15 protein-coding genes are annotated in these 18,455 nt (G+C 66.8%); 9 read left to right on the top strand and 6 right to left on the bottom strand.

Annotated elements, in window-relative coordinates; translation table 11 throughout:
* The first annotated feature begins 170 nt into the window (after positions 1 to 170).
* Positions 171 to 2,567 carry a beta-glucosidase BglX gene (bglX, locus tag AC07NY_RS11985; RefSeq protein ID WP_494584025.1) on the top strand — a complete coding sequence of 799 codons (2,397 nt, stop codon included), beginning with the start codon at positions 171 to 173 and terminating at the stop codon, positions 2,565 to 2,567.
* Between the two features lie 44 nt (positions 2,568 to 2,611).
* On the opposite strand, the gene AC07NY_RS11980 is transcribed toward bglX, so the two are convergent.
* Positions 2,612 to 3,058: a VOC family protein gene (locus AC07NY_RS11980; RefSeq protein WP_494584024.1), complete on the bottom strand. Its 447-nt coding sequence runs from the start codon at positions 3,056 to 3,058 to the stop codon at positions 2,612 to 2,614.
* Between the two features lie 264 nt (positions 3,059 to 3,322).
* Here AC07NY_RS11980 and AC07NY_RS11975 point away from each other — a divergent pair, with 264 nt between their 5' ends.
* The 8 genes from AC07NY_RS11975 to AC07NY_RS11940 all read left to right on the top strand — a co-directional run bounded on the left by AC07NY_RS11975 (position 3,323) and on the right by AC07NY_RS11940 (position 14,367).
* The gene (locus tag AC07NY_RS11975; RefSeq protein WP_494584023.1) at positions 3,323 to 4,921 is read left to right on the top strand and encodes an acyl-CoA carboxylase subunit beta; all 1,599 of its coding nucleotides are present in this window, start codon (positions 3,323 to 3,325) and stop codon (positions 4,919 to 4,921) included.
* 5 nt (positions 4,922 to 4,926) lie between these two features.
* Positions 4,927 to 6,921 carry an acetyl/propionyl/methylcrotonyl-CoA carboxylase subunit alpha gene (locus AC07NY_RS11970; RefSeq protein ID WP_494584022.1) on the top strand — a complete coding sequence of 665 codons (1,995 nt, stop codon included), beginning with the start codon at positions 4,927 to 4,929 and terminating at the stop codon, positions 6,919 to 6,921.
* Between the two features lie 91 nt (positions 6,922 to 7,012).
* On the top strand, positions 7,013 to 7,933 hold the full coding sequence (locus tag AC07NY_RS11965; protein ID WP_494584021.1) for a GntR family transcriptional regulator: 921 nt from the start codon (positions 7,013 to 7,015) through the stop codon (positions 7,931 to 7,933).
* Positions 7,934 to 8,038: 105 nt separating this feature from the next.
* Positions 8,039 to 9,364: an omega-aminotransferase AptA gene (aptA, locus tag AC07NY_RS11960; protein WP_494584020.1), complete on the top strand. Its 1,326-nt coding sequence runs from the start codon at positions 8,039 to 8,041 to the stop codon at positions 9,362 to 9,364.
* 40 nt (positions 9,365 to 9,404) lie between these two features.
* On the top strand, positions 9,405 to 10,244 hold the full coding sequence (locus AC07NY_RS11955; RefSeq protein WP_494584019.1) for an alpha/beta hydrolase: 840 nt from the start codon (positions 9,405 to 9,407) through the stop codon (positions 10,242 to 10,244).
* A gap of 70 nt (positions 10,245 to 10,314) precedes the next feature.
* On the top strand, positions 10,315 to 11,868 hold the full coding sequence (locus AC07NY_RS11950) for an ABC transporter substrate-binding protein (protein WP_494584018.1): 1,554 nt from the start codon (positions 10,315 to 10,317) through the stop codon (positions 11,866 to 11,868).
* 192 nt (positions 11,869 to 12,060) lie between these two features.
* Positions 12,061 to 13,272, top strand: a complete 1,212-nt coding sequence (locus AC07NY_RS11945) for an MFS transporter (protein ID WP_494584017.1) — start codon at positions 12,061 to 12,063, stop codon at positions 13,270 to 13,272.
* Between the two features lie 147 nt (positions 13,273 to 13,419).
* A complete protein-coding gene (locus AC07NY_RS11940) occupies positions 13,420 to 14,367 on the top strand; it encodes an N-carbamoyl-D-amino-acid hydrolase (protein ID WP_494584016.1) in 948 nt (315 codons plus the stop codon).
* A gap of 19 nt (positions 14,368 to 14,386) precedes the next feature.
* Here AC07NY_RS11940 and AC07NY_RS11935 read toward each other — a convergent pair whose 3' ends face one another.
* The 5 genes from AC07NY_RS11935 to AC07NY_RS11915 form a co-directional block, all read right to left on the bottom strand.
* Positions 14,387 to 15,061, bottom strand: a complete 675-nt coding sequence (locus AC07NY_RS11935) for an amino acid ABC transporter permease (RefSeq protein ID WP_492284648.1) — start codon at positions 15,059 to 15,061, stop codon at positions 14,387 to 14,389.
* Positions 15,061 to 15,735, bottom strand: a complete 675-nt coding sequence (locus AC07NY_RS11930) for an amino acid ABC transporter permease (protein WP_494584015.1) — start codon at positions 15,733 to 15,735, stop codon at positions 15,061 to 15,063. Before AC07NY_RS11930 ends, AC07NY_RS11935 begins: the two co-directional genes overlap by 1 nt.
* 8 nt (positions 15,736 to 15,743) lie before the next feature.
* On the bottom strand, positions 15,744 to 16,511 hold the full coding sequence (locus AC07NY_RS11925) for an amino acid ABC transporter ATP-binding protein (RefSeq protein WP_494584014.1): 768 nt from the start codon (positions 16,509 to 16,511) through the stop codon (positions 15,744 to 15,746).
* On the bottom strand, positions 16,508 to 17,383 hold the full coding sequence (locus tag AC07NY_RS11920) for a substrate-binding periplasmic protein (RefSeq protein WP_494584013.1): 876 nt from the start codon (positions 17,381 to 17,383) through the stop codon (positions 16,508 to 16,510). The genes AC07NY_RS11925 and AC07NY_RS11920 overlap by 4 nt, the downstream gene beginning before the upstream one ends.
* Positions 17,384 to 17,525: 142 nt before the next feature.
* Positions 17,526 to 18,452 (bottom strand): LysR family transcriptional regulator, encoded by a 927-nt coding sequence (locus AC07NY_RS11915; protein WP_494584012.1) that lies wholly within the window; start codon positions 18,450 to 18,452, stop codon positions 17,526 to 17,528.
* Positions 18,453 to 18,455 lie beyond the last annotated feature (3 nt).

Below are 18,455 nucleotides of genomic sequence, written 5' to 3'. Positions count from 1 at the left end.
TCCTTAAAGGTGGGCGTCGGCGGGACGGAGCGCTCGTCCTCTGTTGACGGCGGCGCGACCCAAGCACAAATGCCCATCATCGCGACGAGGGTCAAGGAATGAGCGCCGTTCTTCCCGAACCGCTCCCGCGCTCCCCGTCACCCCCGACAACCTGAGTGAACGAAATCAGCATGGATCATCAGAAGGCTGCGCCGGTCGTCGAAGGACTGGAGACGGTGTCCCCTGAGGAGGCCGCTGCCGGCCTCTCCCGCCGGCAGGCGCTCGGTGCCATGGCCTCGGCCGCCTTCGTGGCCGGAATGGCGGCGCTTCCCGCCGCAGCCAGGCCGAAACAGGCCCGCACCGCCGATCCGGCTGCCAAGAAGAAGGCCTTCGTCGACAAGCTGATCGCGCAGATGACGGTGGACGAGAAGGTCGGCCAGTTGCGCCTGATCAGCATCGGCCCCGAGATGCCGCATGCGCAGCTCATGGACGAGGTCGCGGCCGGGCGCATCGCCGGCTCGTTCAACACCGTGGTCCGGCGCGACAATCGGCCGCTCCAGGAAGCCGCCGTCAAGCGCTCGCGCCTGAAGATCCCGCTCTTCTTCGCCTATGACGTGGTCCACGGCCATCGCACCACCTTCCCGATCCCGCTCGGCCTGGCGTCGAGCTTCGACATGGCCGTCATCGAGCGGATGGCCCGCGTCTCGGCGGTCGAAGCCTGCAATGACGGCGTCGACATGACCTTCGCGCCGATGGTCGACATCAGCCACGATCCGCGCTGGGGCCGCACCTCCGAGGGCTTCGGCGAGGACCCATTCCTCGTCAGCGAATGCGCGCGGGCGAGCGTCCGCGGCTTCCAGGGCACCTCGCCCGACCAGCCCGACACCATCATGGCCGCGGTCAAGCATTTCGCGCTTTACGGCGCGGTCGAAGGCGGGCGCGACTACAACACTGTCGACATGAGCCTGCTGCGCATGCACCAGGTCTACCTGCCGCCCTATCGCGCGGCGATCGATGCCGGGGCCGGCGGCGTCATGGTCGCGCTCAACTCGATCAACGGCGTGCCGGCGACCTCCAATATCTGGCTGCTGCAGGACCTCCTGCGCAAGCAATGGGGCTTCAAGGGCGTCACCGTCAGCGACCATGGCGCGATCACGGAACTGACGCGCCACGGCGTCGCCCGCGACAACCGCGAGGCTGCCAAGCTCGCCATCCGCGCCGGCATCGACCTCAGCATGGCCGACCAGGTCTATCTCGCGGAAGTGCCCGGCCTGATCGCCTCCGGCGAGATCAAGATGGCCGAGCTCGACGCCTGCGTGCGCGAGGTGCTCGGCGCCAAATACGACATGGGCCTCTTCGCCAACCCGTTCCTGCGCATGGGCAAGCAGGAGGACGATCCGGTCGATGTGCGCTCGAACGACCGCCTGCATCGCGAGCCGGCCCGCGAGATCGCGCGCGAGTCCATCGTGCTGCTGGAGAACCGCAACCAGACCCTGCCGCTGAAGAAGCAGGGCACGATCGCGCTCGTCGGACCGCTGGCCGATTCAGGGCTCGACATTCTCGGCAGCTGGTCGGCGCAGGGCGTCGCGGAGCAGGCCGTCACGGTCAAGGCCGGCATCGAGAAGGCGATCGGCGACAAGGCGAAGCTCTTGATCGCGCGCGGCGCCAACGTGCTCGACGACCAGAAGATCGTCGACTACCTGAACTATCTCAACTGGGACAAGCCCGAGGTCATCCAGGACCCGCGCCCACTCGACGTAATGATCGAGGAGGCCGTCGCGGTCGCCAACCAGTCCGACGTGGTGATCGCCGTCGTCGGCGAGGTGCGCGGCATGTCGCATGAATCGTCGAGCCGCGTCACGATCGAGATGCCGGGCTCGCAGCGCAAGCTGCTGCAGGCACTGAAGGCGACCGGCAAGCCGCTGGTCGTCGTGCTGATGAACGGCCGCCCGCTCGCGATCGGCTGGGAAAAGGACAATGCCGACGCGCTGCTGGAGACCTGGTATGCCGGCACCGAGGGTGGCAACGCCATCGCCGACATCCTGTTCGGCGACCACAACCCCGCCGCCAAGCTGCCGATCAGCTTCCCGCGCTCGGCCGGCCAGATCCCGACTTATTACAACGCGCTGCGGATCGGGCGCCCCTTCACCCCGGGCAAGCCCGGCAACTACACCTCGCAATATTTCGAGGAGGAGCAGGGCGGGCTCTATCCGTTCGGTTTCGGCCTGAGCTTCAGCAGCTTCACCCTGACCGACCTCAAGCTCTCGGCCGCCCGCATCAAGCGCGGCGAGAAGCTGACCGCCGAAGCGACGCTGACCAATACCGGCAGCTTCGCGGGCGCCAACGTCGTGCAGCTCTATATCGCCGACCCCTATGCCTCGATCGCGCGGCCGATCAAGGAGCTGAAGGGCTTCCAGAAGGTGACGCTGAAGCCCGGCGAGAGCCGCGTGGTGCGCTTCGAGATCGGCCCGGACCAGCTGAAGTTCATCAACGGGGACCTGAAGGAGGTGCTCGAGAGCGGTCAGTTCGACGTGCAGCTCGGCCTCGATTCCCGCGACGTGCTGCAGCAGTCCTTCCATCTCGTGTGACCAAGCCGCCCCGCGGGTTCCGCGGGGCGCGCCTGACAGCCTGATCAGCCCTGCGACGGCTTCCAGTCCGCCGCGGGGATGGTGTTGATCATCCAGGGAATGCCGAACTTGTCGGTGAGCGAGCCGAAGCCGGGCGACCAGAAGGTCTCGCCGAACGGCATGCCGGCCCGCCCGCCCTCGGAGAGCTGATCGTACCAGCGCTGGCCTTCAGCCTTGTCATTGGTGTGCAAGGTGACGTCGAAGCCGTTCTTGGGCTTGTCGACATTCGGAGCCCAGGCCGTGTCCATGTCGGCGCCCATCAGGGCCTGGTCGCCAATCTCCAGCCAGCAATGCATCAGCCAGGTCTTGTACTTCTCGTCGGTGATCGGCATGTCGGGCGGCGCGTCGCCATAAGGCATGGCCGCGGTGATCTTGCCGCCGAGGACCTTGGCGTAGAACTCGAACGCTGCCCGGCATTCACCCCGGAAACTCAAGCTGGTCACGATCTTCATGGTCGTCTCCATTGTGACGGGAGCTTCGGCGCCCCTCGAATGGCTTGATATCAATGTATCGACACGCCTGTGTCAGTATGACGAATGCCGGCCACCGCCGAACGTTCCATGCCTCCGTGCACCCTCATCTGAATCCTGCCTGCCGTCACGCCCATCGCGCCACCGCCATCAACACCCCTTGCCTAACTGCCTACCGGCAGGTAGGTAAATGACATTGCTCTACCGGCGGGCCAGCCGCCGGGAGGCCGAGGAGGCGCAGCACGCATGCCGGTCATCGAAAGCAGGGTCGGCTCCGGGGCCGAGCAGCAGCAGAAACGGGCCGCCTACGGGGCGCTGATCCAGACCTTGCGTGTGCGCCATGCGCGCGTGCTGGCCGGCGGCGGCGAGAAGCTCAGGGCGCGCCATCGCGAGCGCGGCAAGATCCCGGTCCGCGAGCGCATCGACCTGCTGGTCGACCCGCTATCGCCCTTCCTCGAACTCTCGCCGCTCGCGGCCTGGGCACTCTATGGCAACGAGGTGCCGGGCGCCGGCATCGTCACCGGCATCGGCGTGGTCGCGGGCACGCCCTGCATGATCATCGCCAATGATGCGACGGTGAAGGGCGGCTCCTTCTTCCACGAGACGGTCAAGAAGCATCTGCGTGCGCAGGAGATTGCCTTCGAGAACCGCTTGCCTTGCGTCTATCTCGTCGATTGCGGCGGCGCCTTCCTGCCTGAGCAGGACCGCGTCTTCCCCGACCGCGACCATTTCGGCGGCGCCTTCCTGCAGCAATGTCGGATGTCGGCGGCCGGTCTGCCGCAGATATCGGCGGTGTTCGGCGGCTGCACGGCGGGCGGGGCCTATATCCCGGCGCTCTCCGACGAGGTCGTGATGGTGCGCGGCACCGGCCGCATCCATCTCGGCGGGCCGCCGATCGTGAAGGCCGCGATCAACGAGATCGTCGATGGCGAGACGCTGGGCGGCGCCGAGATGCATACGCAGGTCTCGGGCGTCAGCGACTATCTCGCCGAAGACGAGTTCGAGGCGATCGCCAAGCTCCGTGACATCGTCGGCGCGCTGAACTGGCCGGCGCCGCCGCGTGTCTCGGCGCGTGCCGTCACGCCGCCGCTCTACGACCCCGCCGAGATCGAAGCCATCGTCGGCACCGACCTGAAGCAGCCTTTCGATGTGCGCGAGGTCATCGCCCGCATGGTCGACGGCAGCGTCTTCGACGCCTTCAAGCCGGATTTCGGCGCGACGCTGGTCACCGGTTTCGCCCATATCCACGGCCAGCCTGTCGGCATCATCGCCAATAACGGCGTGCTGTTCTCCGACAGCGCGCTCAAGGGCGCGCATTTCATCGAGCTCTGCGACCAGCGCCGCATCCCGCTGCTGTTCCTGCAGAACATCACCGGCTTCATGGTCGGGACAGATGCGGAGCGCAACGGCATCGCCAAGCACTCGGCCAAGCTGGTCTATGCCGTCTCGAATGCGCGCGTGCCGCGCTACACCGTCATCATCGGCGGCTCCTACGGCGCCGGGAATTACGGCATGTGCGGGCGGGGCTTCCAGCCGCGCTTCCTCTTCGCATGGCCCAACGCACGCATCGCGACGATGTCGCCGGAGGTGGCCGCGACCGTGGTGACCGAACTCAGGCGCTCCAGCCTGACGCGCGGCAGCGCGAACGAGGCCGATATCGAAAAACTCGATCGCGAGACGCGCCGCCAGTTCGAGGAGCAGAGCACGCCCTATTACGCGACGGCGCGGCTCTGGGACGACGGCATCATCGAGCCGGCCCAGACCCGCGACGTGCTGGGCCTGTGCCTCTCGCTCGCCGCGCGCGAGATCGACCTGCCCGGGCATCGCCCCGTCTACCGGATGTGATCCTGATGATCGGCTCCCTTCTCATCGCCAATCGCGGCGAAATTGCCGTGCGGATCATGCGGACCTGCCGACGCCTCGGCATCCGCACCGTCGCCGTCTTCTCCGATGCCGATCGCGATGCACAGCATGTTGCCTTCGCCGACGAGGCCGTCCGCATCGGCCCCGCCGCCGCGCGCGACAGCTATCTGCGGGCGGAGGCGATCATGGAAGCCGCCGCGCGCAGCGGCACTGATGCCATCCATCCGGGCTACGGCTTCCTCTCCGAGAAGCCCGACCTGCCGCTGCTCTGCCGGCAGGCGGGGCGCATCTTCGTCGGCCCCTCCGCCGAATGCATCACCGCGATGGGCCCGAAGATCGGCTCGAAGCTGATCGCGGAGAAAGCCGGTGTGCCGAGCGTGCCCGGCTATGCCGGCGGCGACCAGTCGAACGCCGCGCTGGCGGATGCGGCGGCGCGGATCGGCTACCCCGTGATGATCAAGGCCTCGGCCGGCGGCGGCGGCAAGGGCATGCGCCGCGTCTTCGCGGCAGAGGAACTGGTGCCGGCGCTGGAGATGGCGCGTGCCGAGGCGCAGGCCGCCTTCGGCGATCCGGCGCTATTGATCGAGAAGCTGGTGATGCGGCCGCGCCATCTTGAGGTGCAGGTGGCCGGCGACAAGCACGGCAATGTCGTGCATCTGTTCGAGCGCGACTGCTCGGTCCAGCGCAACAACCAGAAGGTTCTGGAAGAAGCGCCCGCCCCCAATCTCACGCCAGCGATCCGAACCAAGCTGCTGGAGCGCGGCGTCGCGCTGGCAAAGGCCATCGGCTACGACAATCTCGGCACCGTCGAGTTCATCCTGGAAGATGGCTTCGACGAGCCCTGGTTCCTCGAAATGAACACGCGTTTGCAGGTCGAGCATCCCGTCACCGAGGCGATCACCGGCTACGACCTCGTCGAATGGCAGATCCGGATCGCCGCCGGTGAGCGACTTCCGGCCTTGCAGCCCGATATCCGCGAGAGCGGGCACGCGATCGAAGCCCGCATCACCGCCGAACGCGCTGATCAGGGGTTCCGGCCGGATACCGGACGGATCGAGGGCTATGCCGAGCCGGCTTCGATCCGCGTCGACAGCGGCGTGCGGGCGGGCTCCGAGGTCACGCTGTTCTATGACTCGCTGCTCGCCAAGGCGATCGCGGCCGGGCCGGATCGCGCCACGGCCTGCGCGCGGCTGGTGGCTGGCTTGCGCGACTTCGCCATTCTCGGCCCCGCCACCACCCTGCCCTTCCTGATCGACGCGGTCGAGCATCCGATCTTCGCCGCGGGCAAGGCGACGACGCGCTTCATCGAGGACGCCTTCCCCGATGGCTGGACGGCCACGCGGCCAAGGCAACGGCTGGCGCGCGCCGTCGCCGCCCTGCTCTGGCTGGAGAAGCAGAAAGCGGCGCGTCCAAGCGTCGATGCCTGGAACAGCCTCGCAGGTTTCCGCCTGCTGGCACCGGCCGGCGGCATGGCGACGAGCCGCCTGATCGCCGAGGAAGAGGACGGGACGACGAAGCTGGAGGTTCGATTGCTGCCGGATGGCCGGCGCATCGTTCTCGACTCGGACTGCGAGATCGAACTGGCCCTGCGCGTCGGCGCCGACAGCTTCGAGCTTACGTTCGAGGAAAGACTCCTACGCGGCAGCCACGCCACGACGGACGGGCGCGTCCGTCTGACGCTCGATGGCGAGAGCTTCGCTATCGGGATCGGCAGCGAAGCGCGCCCGGTTGTGGCAGCCGGTGGCGGTGGAGCAGGTTCGGGAGCGATACTTGCTCCGATGCCGGGCGTGGTCGCCGAAGTCCGCGTTGCGCCGGGCGACAGGGTCGAGGCCGGGCAGGTCGTCGTCGTGCTGGAATCGATGAAGCTCTTCACCTCGCTTTTGGCCGGCATCGACGGCGTGGTGGCCGACATCGCTTGCGGGCCCGGCGAGACGGTGCAGGCCGGCAAGAGGCTCGTGCTCATCGAACCGCCCTCCGCCTGACAACCCGCGGAATTGCCCTCGGCTCGCGGCATGGTAAGAAAGGTGTCTTTTTTCACCCCTTAGGACCATCCGCCGTGAGCCTGTTGCCGAGATGACGGACGCCTCCCGTTCCGAAAGGGCTGGCGCCAAGCCCAGCGGGCTGCATCTGTCGCTGGCGCGGCGCATCGCGGCACTCGCCGCCGAGCGGCGCTGGCCCGCCGGCTTCCATCTGCGCGAGATGGAGATCGCGCGAGAATTCGAGGTCTCGCGCACGCCGGTGCGCGCCGCGCTCGGCGTCCTTGCCGGCCAGGGCCTCGTCGAGAACCGCACCAACCAGGGCTTCTTCCTGTCGCGCGACGGCGCCGAACTCGAAACGGCGGAGCGCTCGCTGCCGGCTGCCCTGGAGGAGGACGTGCTGCAGGCGATCCTGCGCGACCGCGAGGCCGGCCGGCTCCCCGAGCAACTGATCGAGACCGACCTGCTCGAAACCTATGGCATCGGCCGCAGCGGCCTGCGCAAGGTCCTGCTCCGGCTCGCCGAAGACGGGCTGGTCAAGCGCCGGCGCGGCCATGGCTGGAGCTTCGTACCCTCGCTCGCCTCGAACCAGGCGCGCGAGGAGAGCTACCGCTTTCGCCTGATCATCGAATGCATGGGCTTGCAGGAACCCGGCTTCCGCGTCGACAAACATCAATTCGCCCGTAGCCGTGCGGCGCATGAAGCCTTCATCGAAGACCTCTACCGTTCGCCCTCGGTCGAGCGCTTCTTCGCGATCAATGCCGGCTTCCATGCCATGCTCGCGGCCTGCTCCGGCAACCGCTTCCTGCTCCAGGCCATGGAGGCGCAGAACGCGCTGCGACGACTGACGGAATATGCCGATTACGGCGAGCTTGATGCCGACGCCCTGCTCAAGTCCTGCCGCGAGCACCTCGCCATTCTGGATGCGCTCGAACAGGGCGACATCAACTGGGCGGTGATCCTGATGCGCCAGCACCTGACCCGGCCCGCGCGCGAAGCGGCCTCTCCCGCGGAATAATGCCCGTAGCCGCGGCGCCCTTCCCTCGGCTTCCGCACGCTCGCTTGACATTGTATTTTTTCTGCAAATAATTCATTTCATCATCACCCAGCAGCGAGACCGACCGTGCCCGCCACCGCCGCCCGCCCCAATGATCTCGATGCGCATTGGATGCCCTTCACCGCGAACCGCCGCTTCAAGAGCGCGCCGCGGCTCTTCGTCGGGGCGGAAGGCAATTACTATCTCTCGTCGGACGGGCGCCGGATCCTCGACGGCATGGCAGGCCTCTGGTGCGTCAATGCCGGCCATGGCCACCCGCGCATCCGCGAGGCGATCAAGGCGCAGGCCGACGGGCTCGACTATGTCTCCTGTTTCCAGATGGGACATCCCGACGCCTTCACGCTGGCGAACCGCATGGTCGGCATGCTGCCTGACGGCCTCGACCACGTCCTGTTCTCGAATTCCGGCTCGGAAGCCGTTGATACCGCGCTGAAGGTCGCGCTCGCCTATCATCGCCAGCGTGGCGAAGGCGGTCGCTACCGCCTGATCGGGCGGGCGCGCGGCTATCACGGCATGGGCTTCGGCGGCCTGTCGGTCGCCGGCATCAGCCGCCATCGCCGCGATTTCGGACCACTGCTGCCCGGCGCCGCGCACCTGCCGCATACGCTCGACCTCGCGCGCAACGCTTTCTCGCGCGGCGAGCCGGAGCATGGCGTCGAACTTGCCGACGATCTGGAGCGGCTCGTCCAGATCCATGACGCCTCGACCATCGCCGCCGTGATCGTCGAGCCCGTCGCCGGCTCGACCGGCGTGCTGCCGCCGCCGAAGGGCTATCTCAAGCGCCTGCGCGAAATCTGCGACAAGCACGGCATCCTCTTGATCTTCGACGAGGTGATCTCCGGCTTCGGGCGGCTCGGCGCCTCCTGCGCGTCGGAAGCCTTCGGCGTCACGCCGGACATGATCACCTGCGCCAAGGGCCTCACCAACGGTGCCGTGCCGATGGGCGCGACCGTCGTCGGCAAGCATATCTACGACGCCTTCATGACCGGGCCGGAATCCGCGATCGAGCTGTTCCACGGCTTCACCTATTCCGGCCACCCGCTGGCCTGCGCCGCCGGGCTCGCGACCTTGCAGGTCTATGAGGAGGAAGGGCTGTTCGAGCGCACCCGCAAGATCGCGGCCCATTGGGAACAGGCGGCGCATGCGCTGAAGGGCGCGCCGCATGTCATCGACATCCGCAATATCGGACTCGTTGCCGCGATCGAGTTCGCGCCGCGCCCCGGCGGCACCGGCCAGCGCAGCGCCGAATGCGCCGAGGCCTGCTACGAGGACGGCGTGCTCGTCCGGGCCGGCGCCGATCTGATCGTGCTGTCGCCGCCGCTGACGATCGAGCCCGACGAGATCGACCGGATCTTCGCCAGCATCCGAAAGGCGCTCGACACCATCGCCTGAGCCATCAGGCCGGCCAGCAGCTCATTGAAGAGAGGGCGGAATGCGCAAGGGGCACGGCGAGACCATCTCCTACTACCTGATGGGCCGCACGGCGATTTCCGCCTGCCGGGCCGACCAGCGCTTCTCCTATTGCTGCTACCTGCCCGAAAGCTACGAAGAGACCGGCACGCGGCGCTATCCGCTCGCCGTTCTCGTCCATGGCAGCCTGCGCGATGCGACGAATCTGCGCGACCAGTTCATCGATTTCGCCGAGGCGAACCAATGCGTGCTGCTGGCGCCGCTCTTCCCCTGCGGGATCGAGGAACCCGGCGACACCCATAACTACAAGCGCATTCTCTACCGCGGCATCCGCTATGACGAGATCCTGCTCTCGATGATCGACGAGGTCGCGGGGCTCTACCGGCTCGAGACCGACAAGCTGCTGATGCACGGCTTCTCGGGCGGCGGCCAGTTCGTGCACCGCTTCTTCTATCTCTACCCGGAACGGCTTTCCGCCGTGTCGATCGGCGCGCCCGGCGTGGTGACGCTGCCCGATCCGGACAAGCCGTGGTGGCGCGGCACCGGCGACATGAAAGCGATCTTCGGGCGCGAACCCGACCTTGCGGCGATGCGCGAGGTCACCGTGCAGATGGTCGTCGGCGGTGACGATATCGAGACCTGGGACGTGACCGTCTCGCCGAAATCCGCGAACTGGATGGAGGGGATCAACGACACCGGCGCGACGCGGGTCGAGCGCCTGCGCTCGCTCGAAGCCGCTTTCGAGAAGCGCGGCATCGCCGTGCGCTTCGATGTCGTGCCTGGCGTCGAGCATATCGGATACCTCGTTCATCCGCCGGTGAAGGATTTCTTCGCTGACGTGCTGCGCCGCAGGCGGGAATAGCGGCGGCGAGACCGACGATTTCTGCGGTGACACCGGAAAGCCGGGCCCGCCCCTTGGGAGGAGCAGGATCATGAAGCTTGGATGGCTTGCGGCTGTCGCCGCATTCGCTTGCCTCACGCCCGTCGCAGCGCAGGAGCCGAAACCCGGCGGCGAATTGCGGGTCGCGATTTCCGGGGACATCACCAGCAGCGAGCCCGGTGTACGCCGCAGCGGCGATGCCGACACGGTGCTGCACCATGTCGTCGAGGCACTGGTCGCCTATCGCGAGGACCTCAGCATCGCGCCGATGCTGGCCGAAAGCTACGCGATGTCGCCGGACGGACGCAGCTACACCTTCAAGCTGCGCGACGGCATCACCTTCCATAACGGCGCGCCGATGACCTCGGCCGACGTCAAATGGAGCTGGGAGCGCATGCTCGCCCCGGCGACGCGCTGGCAGTGCCGCGGCTGGTATGACGGCACGCAGGATATGAAGGTCGAGGCGATCGAGGCGCCCGATCCGAAGACCGTGGTGTTCCGGCTGGCCGCTCCGTCGGCGCTGTTCCTGCACTATGTCGCCAATATCCAGTGCATGACCGCGATCCTGCATCGCGACTCCGTCAACGCCGCGGGCGAATGGGTGAAGCCGGTCGGAACCGGCCCCTTCGCCTTCACGGAATGGCGCAAGAACAGCTTCATCCTGCTCAGTAAATTCGCCGGCTACAAATCCCGCAGCGAACCGACGAGCGGCTATGCCGGAGCGCGGAAAGTCTATGTCGATCAGGTGCGCTGGATGGTCGTGCCCGACGATGCGACGCGGCGCGCCGGATTGCAGGCGCGGCAGATCGACTGGATCATCACCGATGTCGCGGATATCGCCGAACTGCGCGCGGCGAAGGGCATCAAGGTCGCGACGGCGCAAGGGCTGAGCTGGAACGTCCTGCTGATCCAGAACCGCGATCCCCTTCTCGCCGATCCCCGTATCCGCAAGGCGTTGGCCCATGCGATCGACCTGAAGACGCTGGTCGAGAACCGGACGGACGGCTTGGGCAAGCCCAATCCCTCCGCCATCCCGACGACCAGCGGCAGCCACACCGCCGTGCACGACCAGGGCTACAAATACGATCCCGATCTCGCCCGCAAGCTGCTGAAGGAGGCCGGCTATGACGGTCGCCCGATCAAGCTCCAGACCTCGCAGAAGCTGGTCCATCTTTACGACACGGCCATCATCCTGCAAGCGATGCTCAAGCAGGCCGGCTTCAACGTCGAGCTCGACATGCTGGAATGGGCGACGCAGCTCGACCGCTACAGCAAGGGCAATTTCCAGCTCCAGTCCTTCCGCTTCACCGCCCGGTTCGAACCCTCGCTGAACTACAAGACCTTCGTCGGCTCGAAGGACGAGGATGCCGATGTCCAATGGGAGGACAAGCGGGCGGTCGAGCTGCTGCTGGCCTCGGCGACCGAGCTGGACCCCGCCAAAAGACAAGCGATGTTCGACGAGATGCACCAGCGCATGATCGATCAGGCGCCGATCATCAGTCTCTACAACACCCCGCTGGTCGAAGCCTCGACCGACCGCATCGCCGGCGTCGAGCTGACCAATTCCGGCAAGACGCGCGCCTGGGGCGTGTGGGTCGCGAAATAGGAAGGCCGACCGGCCTGCCTTCAACGGGGTTGCGCGGGGAGCGCGCATGCTCCCGACGCAGCCCCGTCAGCCCATCAATCCGTCTCGACCCCATGCGGCCCCTGCCGGATGAACGTTTCCGACGCTGCGGTTCTCACCTGCTCGGCTAGAGAAGCAGAGCAGGTGCGCGGCGACGGGATCGGGGGAACCGCCTTGAAGCTGCCTTTGTGGGGAAGCGCGCTCAGCGCCACTCTCCTCGTCCAGGTCGTGAGTTCGTTTGCCGGCGCCGCCATCCCGCTCCTCGGCCCGGTCCTGACGCTACGCTGGGGCCTCGCGCCTGAAAGCATCGGCTATGTCTCGGCGGTGGTCTCGGTCGGCATCTGCTGGTTCTTGGCCTGCGGCAATCCGATGCTGGAGCATCACGGGCCGGTCCGGGCGCTGCAGATCGGCCTTGCCTTCGTCGCGGCCGGGCTTCTGTTGCTGTCGCAGCCCTTCGCCGTAATCGGCCTTGCCGGCGCGCTGCTGGTCGGACTGGGGCTCGCGCCCAACACGCCTGCCGGCAGCCAGATCTTGATGCGCACGGCGCCGGCCGATCATCGGACGCTCGTCTTCTCGATCAAGCAGGCCGGCGTGCCCCTCGGCGGCGCCATCGCCGGGTTTGCCGTGGCACCGATGGTTCTGGGTTTCGGCTTCACCGGCGCGGTCTGGGCCGTGGTCGCGGTCGTGCTGGTCAGTGCGCTGGCCGTGCAACCATTCCGGAAAAGCCTCGATGCGGAAAAGGGCAAGCAGAACCGGGCCTGGGCGCGGATGTTCCTGTCACCCTCCTCGCTGTCGAGATCGGCGCGGGTGCTGAGCTCGCATGCCTCTTTGCCGATGCTGACGGCGCTTGGCGTCTCCTTCTCGATCACGCAGGCCTGCATCACCGCCTTCACCGCGACCTATATGGTCACGCGGCACGGCCGGACGCTGGCGGAAGCCGGCCATCTTGTCGCGACGCTGCTGGTGGCCAGCACGCTCGCGCGCATCTTCTTCGGCTGGCTGGCGGACCGCATGGGCGGCGGCCTGCACCTGCTTTGCCTGCTGGCGGTGGCAGCGGGCTCCGCCATCGCCCTGCTGATCGGCACGGCCGGGACGAGCCCCTGGCTGATCTATCTCTGCATGGCCCTGGTCGGGGCGACCTCGATGGGCTGGAACGGCGTCCATATGGCGGAGCTGGCACGGGTCTCGCCGCCAGCCCTCATCGGCGACGTGACCTCGGGTGCGAGCCTGTTCGGCTTCGTCGGCTCGATCTGCGGGCCATTGGCCTTCGCGGTGATCGCAAATCGGACGGGCTCCTTCGACTGGCCCTTCCTGATGGTCGCCTGCCAGCTTGCGGTGTCCGGCGCCTTCGCGCTCTGGTATCTCCGGCGGCGCCCGTCGCTCTGACGCCGATCCGGATAACATCAGGTTATGCCTGATCCCGAATAAAGCATGAGAACAATGGAGGCAGGGCCTCTAGAGCTTGTCGGTGGAACAGGCTCCGCTGCCGTTTCCAGAGAGAACCAGATCACAGGCCAGATCAGGACATTGCCGATGCCTCGCCTCATCACCGTCGCCGCCGCACAACTGGGCCCGATCCAGCGAGCCGACAGCCGCAAGCAGGTCGTCGCGCGGATGATCGCTCTGCTGGAGAAGGCGAAGGCGCAGGGCGCGACATTCGTGGTGTTTCCCGAGCTCGCGCTCACCACCTTCTTCCCGCGCTGGTACCATGAGGATCGCGCCGAGGCGGACCAGTGGTTCGAGCGCAGCATGCCCGGGCCGGAAACGCAGGCGCTCTTCGACAAGGCGCGCGAGCTCGGCCTCGCCATGAGCTTCGGTTATGCCGAGCTGACGCCCGAGGGCCGGCATTTCAACAGCTCGATCCTGGTCGATCGCAGCGGCCGGATCGTCGCCAAGTACCGCAAGATCCATCTGCCCGGCCATGTCGAGTTCGACAGCGAGCGGACGCACCAGCATCTTGAGAAACGCTATTTCGAGCCGGGCGATCTCGGCTTCCCGGTCTGGGAATTCGAGGGCGGGCTCTTCGGCATGGCGATCTGCAACGACCGGCGCTGGCCCGAGACCTATCGCGTCATGGGCTTGCAGGGCGTCGAGATGGTCGTGCTCGGCTACAACACGCCGTCAGCCAACTCGCAATCGCCGAACGAGACGGCGGCCGATCGCCTCTTCCACCATCGCCTCTCGGTACAGGCCGGCGCCTACCAGAACTCGACCTGGGTCGTGGCTGTCGCCAAGGCCGGCACGGAGGACGGGCACCACCTCTTCGGCGGCACGCTGATCGCGGCGCCCGATGGCAAGATCGTCGGCGAGCTCACCCATGAAGAGGACGACGTGCTGGTCCATCCCTGCGATCTCGACGAGACCCGCTTCGGCAAGGCGACGATCTTCGACTTCGCCAGGCATCGCCGCGTCGAGCATTACGGCCTGATCACCGAGCGCACCGGCGCCGGCGCGCCGCTCGGCAAGCCCGAGGGCGCCTGAGCGCGCTGGCAAAGCGTCCTCAAGCCGCGGACATGGCCGGGCGATTCTGCAGGCGCGAGACCAGCCGCACGAAGGGCCAGAACATCAGGAAGTAGACGATCGCCACCGCGATCAAGGGTGTCGGATTATAGAGCAGACCCTGGGCGAGCTGGGCCGAACGCAGCAGCTCCTGCAAGGCGACGGCCGAGGCGATCGAGGTCTGCTTCACCAGCTCGACCGTGTTGCTGATCAGGTCCGGCAGCACGTTGCGCGTGCCTTGCGGCACCACGACATGGACCATGCTCTGGTACCAGCTCAGGCCCGTCGAGCGGGCCGCCTCGCGCTGGCCCCTCGGCACGGATTCGATGCCGGCGCGGAAGATCTCGGCGAAATAGCTGGAACCGTTCAGCGTCAGCGCCAGCACGGCGGCGGTGAACTCGTTGAGCTTCAGGCCGAGGAAGGGCAGGCCGAAGAAGATGAAGATCAGCAGCACCAGCGGCGGGATGGCGCGCATCACATCGACATAGGCGATCAGCAGGAAGCGCAACAGCCGGTTCGGCACGTCCTGCGCCATGGCAATAGCCACGCCTGACAGCACCGCGAGCGGCACGGCGACCGCGGCCAGCGCCAGCGTCATCCAGAAGCCTTGCAGCAGCAGCGGCCAGACCTGCTTGAGAACGTCGAGGTTGAAGAAGGTCGTGACGAGATCGTCCATCATGACCTCGGATGCGCATAGGCGCGCTCCAGCCAGCGCGTGAAGCGCACGAAGGGCAGGAACAGCAGAAGGAAGAGCAGCGCGCCGACCGTCAGCGCCGTCGGGTTGGCGACATTGGACTGGATGCTGGAGGTTACGTTGAGCAATTCGGGCACCGCCACGACCGAGCCCAAAGTCGTGCCCTTGCTGATGCCGATCGCGCGATTGGTCAAAGGCGGGATCGAGATGCGCACGACCTGCGGCAGAATGATGTAGGCCAGCGTCTTCGTGAAGGAGAGGCCCGTCGAGCGGCCGGCCTCCCACTGCCCCTTCGGCACGGCGTTGATGCCGGCCCAGAAAATCTCCTCGGCGAAGGCCGAGAGCACGATCGCCAGCGCCAGCACCGTCGCGGTGATCGGCTCCAGCACCAGCCCGAAATAGGGCAGCGCGAAGAAGGCCAGCACGATCAGGACGAGCTGCGGGATCGCGCGGAAGAAATCGATATAGAAGATGATCAGCCAGTTCAGCGGGCGGATGCCGTAGAGCCTGAGGATCGCCAGCGCGAGGCCGAGCGGAATGCCGATCAGGACCGTCAGGATCGACATCTGCACAGTGATCAGGAAGCCGCGCAGGATGTCCGGCCAGAAGGCCGCCATCAGCGAGAAATCGAAGAAGTAGCGGACGATCTGGTCCATCGGCGCCGTCAGCCGTGCGAGCGCATCACGAAGTCGCGGATGCGCTGGTGCTGCGGGTTGACCAGGATTTCCTGCGGCGTGCCCTCGGCCAAGATCGCGCCATGGTCCATGAAGACGACGCGGTCGGCGACATCGCGGGCGAACTTCATCTCATGGGTCACCACGATCATGGTCATGCCCATCTCCTTGGTGCGGACCATGACGTTGAGCACCTCGCCGACGAGCTCGGGATCGAGCGCCGAGGTCGGCTCGTCGAAGAGCATGACCTGCGGCTCCAGCGCCATGGCCCGCGCAATGCCGACGCGCTGCTGCTGGCCGCCCGACAATTCGGCCGGATAGGCATCGGCCTTGTGGGCGAGGCCGACGACCTCGAGATGGCGGCGGGCCTTCTGCTCCGCCTCCTCCTTGCTCAGGCCCAAGACCTTGCGCAGCGCCAGCGAGACATTCCCCAGCGCGGTCTTGTGCGGGTAGAGATGGATGCCCTGGAAGACCATGCCGATGCCCCGGCGCAAGCGGTCGAGATCGACCTTGGGGCCGGTGACCACTTGCCCACCCACACGGATCGTTCCCGCCGTCGGTTCCTCCAGCCGGTTGATGCAGCGCAGGCAGGTGCTCTTGCCCGAGCCGGAGGAGCCGACGATGACGACGGCCTCGCCCTTGCCGACCTTGAGATCGATGCCGCTGAGAACCTCGACCTGGCCGAAGCTCTTGCGCAGCCCCTCGATCAACACGATCGTCTCAGGTGACGCGGCCGCCAGCGCGGGCGCCAAGCTCACTTGCAGGCGGCCTTGTGCGGCGTCGCGTCATAGCCCTCGAATTCCGGCGCGCCGATGCCGGGATAGACCTTGCTGCTGGAGGAATCGGCGGCCGGCTTCACGCCGAACCACTTCTCGTGGATCGTCGCCAGCGTGCCGTCGGTCTTGATGCATTCCAGCGCCGCCTCGACCTTGGCCCGGAAAGCCGCGTCCTCCCTGCGGAAGGCGAGGCCGAAATTGCGGCCGCCATCGAGGACAAAGGCGACTTCCGCCATCGGGGTCTGCGTCGAGACATAGCGGGTGACCGGCGTGTCGGCGACATTGGCGAAGGCGCGCCCGATCATCACCGCCTGCACGGCGTCGGCATTCTTGTTGTAGCGCTGGATCGTATAGCCGTACTTGGCCTCGTTGTCGGTCAGCCACTTGTCGGAGATCGAGCCGTTATTGACGGCGATGGCCTTGCCCTTCAGCTCCTCCAGATTGGCGATCTTGGCGCCCTTCTTGACGAGGAAGCCGAGGCCCGTCGGCATATAGGGCTCGCTGAACAGCATCTGCGCAGCGCGCTCGGTCGTGATGTTGGTCGGCGCCGGAATCATCTCGTAGCGCTTCGAGAACAAGCCGGCGAAGATCGCCGAGAAGTTGGAATCCGTGACCTCGACGCCGGGGCGGCCGAGCTGCTTCGCCAGCGCGACCGACATGTCATAGGTGAAGCCGGTGGTTTCGCCGGCCGGTGTCTTGAAGCAGAACGGCGCGAAGCCGAGATCGCAGGCGACCTTCAGGTTCTCGCCCTGCGGATGGTCGGCATCCTGCGCCATGGCCGGCATGGCGATCAGCGCCGCGAGAACGGCGCCTGCGGCAATGGCACGCGTCAGCTTGATCGAGTCGATCTTCATGATTCCCGCTCCCGTTGTCGTGGTGGTTACGCCGCGATGCCGCACCCCTCTCATGCAACAATCCGGCCATGCCCAAGGGGAGCCTAACAGGGCGGAATCATGCCCAGCCAATCATTTGTTGTCGGGTGCCCATAACCTGATGTTAAGCGCTGTCGTCGTGTTCCCCGCCCTGCCCGGCCGGCGGAGACGGCACCAGCCCCCGCAGGATCTCGACGAAGGCGTTCGCCGTGCGCGAGAGGGGTTCGAAGCGCGGCGTCAGCAGATGAGCGCGCACCCGCGTCTTCGGCGCGAGCGGGCGCGAGACCAGCTCCGGCCAGGTTCGCCCGCGCAGAACGAACTCGTCGACGACGGCGACGCCCGCCCCCGCCCGCACCATGGCGCAGGCGACCGGGGTGAAGCGCACGACCGTGCTGATCTTGAGCGGCGCCGATTTCAGCGCCAGCGCGCGCCCGACAACGTCGCCATAGGGCGTTTGCGGCCCGAAACCGATCAGCGGATAAGGCGCGAGATCGGCCGGGCGGACCACGCGCAGCCGCGCCAGCGGATGGTCACGCGGCATGATGACCATGAGCCGCCCTTCGGCGAGCACCTCCGTGTCGAGCGTCGGCTCGTCGACGGGAATGATCGAAACACCGAGATCGGCACGGCCAGCCACGACCTTGGCGACGACCTCCAGCAGGGTCAGCACCTCGAATTCGACGCGAAGGTCAGGAAAGCGCGCTCGCAACCGGGCGATGGCATCCGGCACCAGCGCCTGCCCGACGCTCGGGCTCGCGACGATCCGCACCGAGCCCGTGCCGCGCTCGCGCAATTCATCGGCGAGTTCATTGACCCTGACCACGCCCTGATGGACCTGATCGACCTCTTGGAACAGGCGGCGCGCTTCCGGCGTCGGCTGCACGCGGCCGCGCACGCGCTCGAACAGGCGCAGCGCCAACCGATCCTCGGTATAGGCGAGCAGGCGGCTGATGGCGGGCTGCGAGACCGAGAGCAGGCGCGCCGCGCCGCTGATCGAGCCCGTGATCATGATCGCCCGGAACACTTCGATCTGCCGGAGATTGAGCCGCATGGG

The organism is Allobosea sp. GW821-FHT09G06, assembly GCF_059416005.1.
Note: the sequence above shows the minus strand (reverse complement) of the source record. Positions and strands in the feature narration are given on the sequence as shown.

Bases quoted from the DNA above. Each gene is read 5' to 3' on its own strand.
- bglX (WP_494584025.1), top strand. From the start codon at position 171: ATGGATCATCAGAAGGCTGCGCCGGTCGTCGAAGGACTGGAGACGGTG.
- AC07NY_RS11980 (WP_494584024.1), bottom strand. From the start codon at position 3,058: ATGAAGATCGTGACCAGCTTGAGTTTCCGGGGTGAATGCCGGGCAGCG.
- AC07NY_RS11975 (WP_494584023.1), top strand. From the start codon at position 3,323: ATGCCGGTCATCGAAAGCAGGGTCGGCTCCGGGGCCGAGCAGCAGCAG.
- AC07NY_RS11970 (WP_494584022.1), top strand. From the start codon at position 4,927: ATGATCGGCTCCCTTCTCATCGCCAATCGCGGCGAAATTGCCGTGCGG.
- AC07NY_RS11965 (WP_494584021.1), top strand. From the start codon at position 7,013: ATGACGGACGCCTCCCGTTCCGAAAGGGCTGGCGCCAAGCCCAGCGGG.
- AC07NY_RS11955 (WP_494584019.1), top strand. From the start codon at position 9,405: ATGCGCAAGGGGCACGGCGAGACCATCTCCTACTACCTGATGGGCCGC.
- AC07NY_RS11950 (WP_494584018.1), top strand. From the start codon at position 10,315: ATGAAGCTTGGATGGCTTGCGGCTGTCGCCGCATTCGCTTGCCTCACG.
- AC07NY_RS11940 (WP_494584016.1), top strand. From the start codon at position 13,420: ATGCCTCGCCTCATCACCGTCGCCGCCGCACAACTGGGCCCGATCCAG.
- AC07NY_RS11935 (WP_492284648.1), bottom strand. From the start codon at position 15,061: ATGGACGATCTCGTCACGACCTTCTTCAACCTCGACGTTCTCAAGCAG.
- AC07NY_RS11930 (WP_494584015.1), bottom strand. From the start codon at position 15,735: ATGGACCAGATCGTCCGCTACTTCTTCGATTTCTCGCTGATGGCGGCC.
- AC07NY_RS11920 (WP_494584013.1), bottom strand. From the start codon at position 17,383: ATGAAGATCGACTCGATCAAGCTGACGCGTGCCATTGCCGCAGGCGCC.
- AC07NY_RS11915 (WP_494584012.1), bottom strand. From the start codon at position 18,452: ATGCGGCTCAATCTCCGGCAGATCGAAGTGTTCCGGGCGATCATGATC.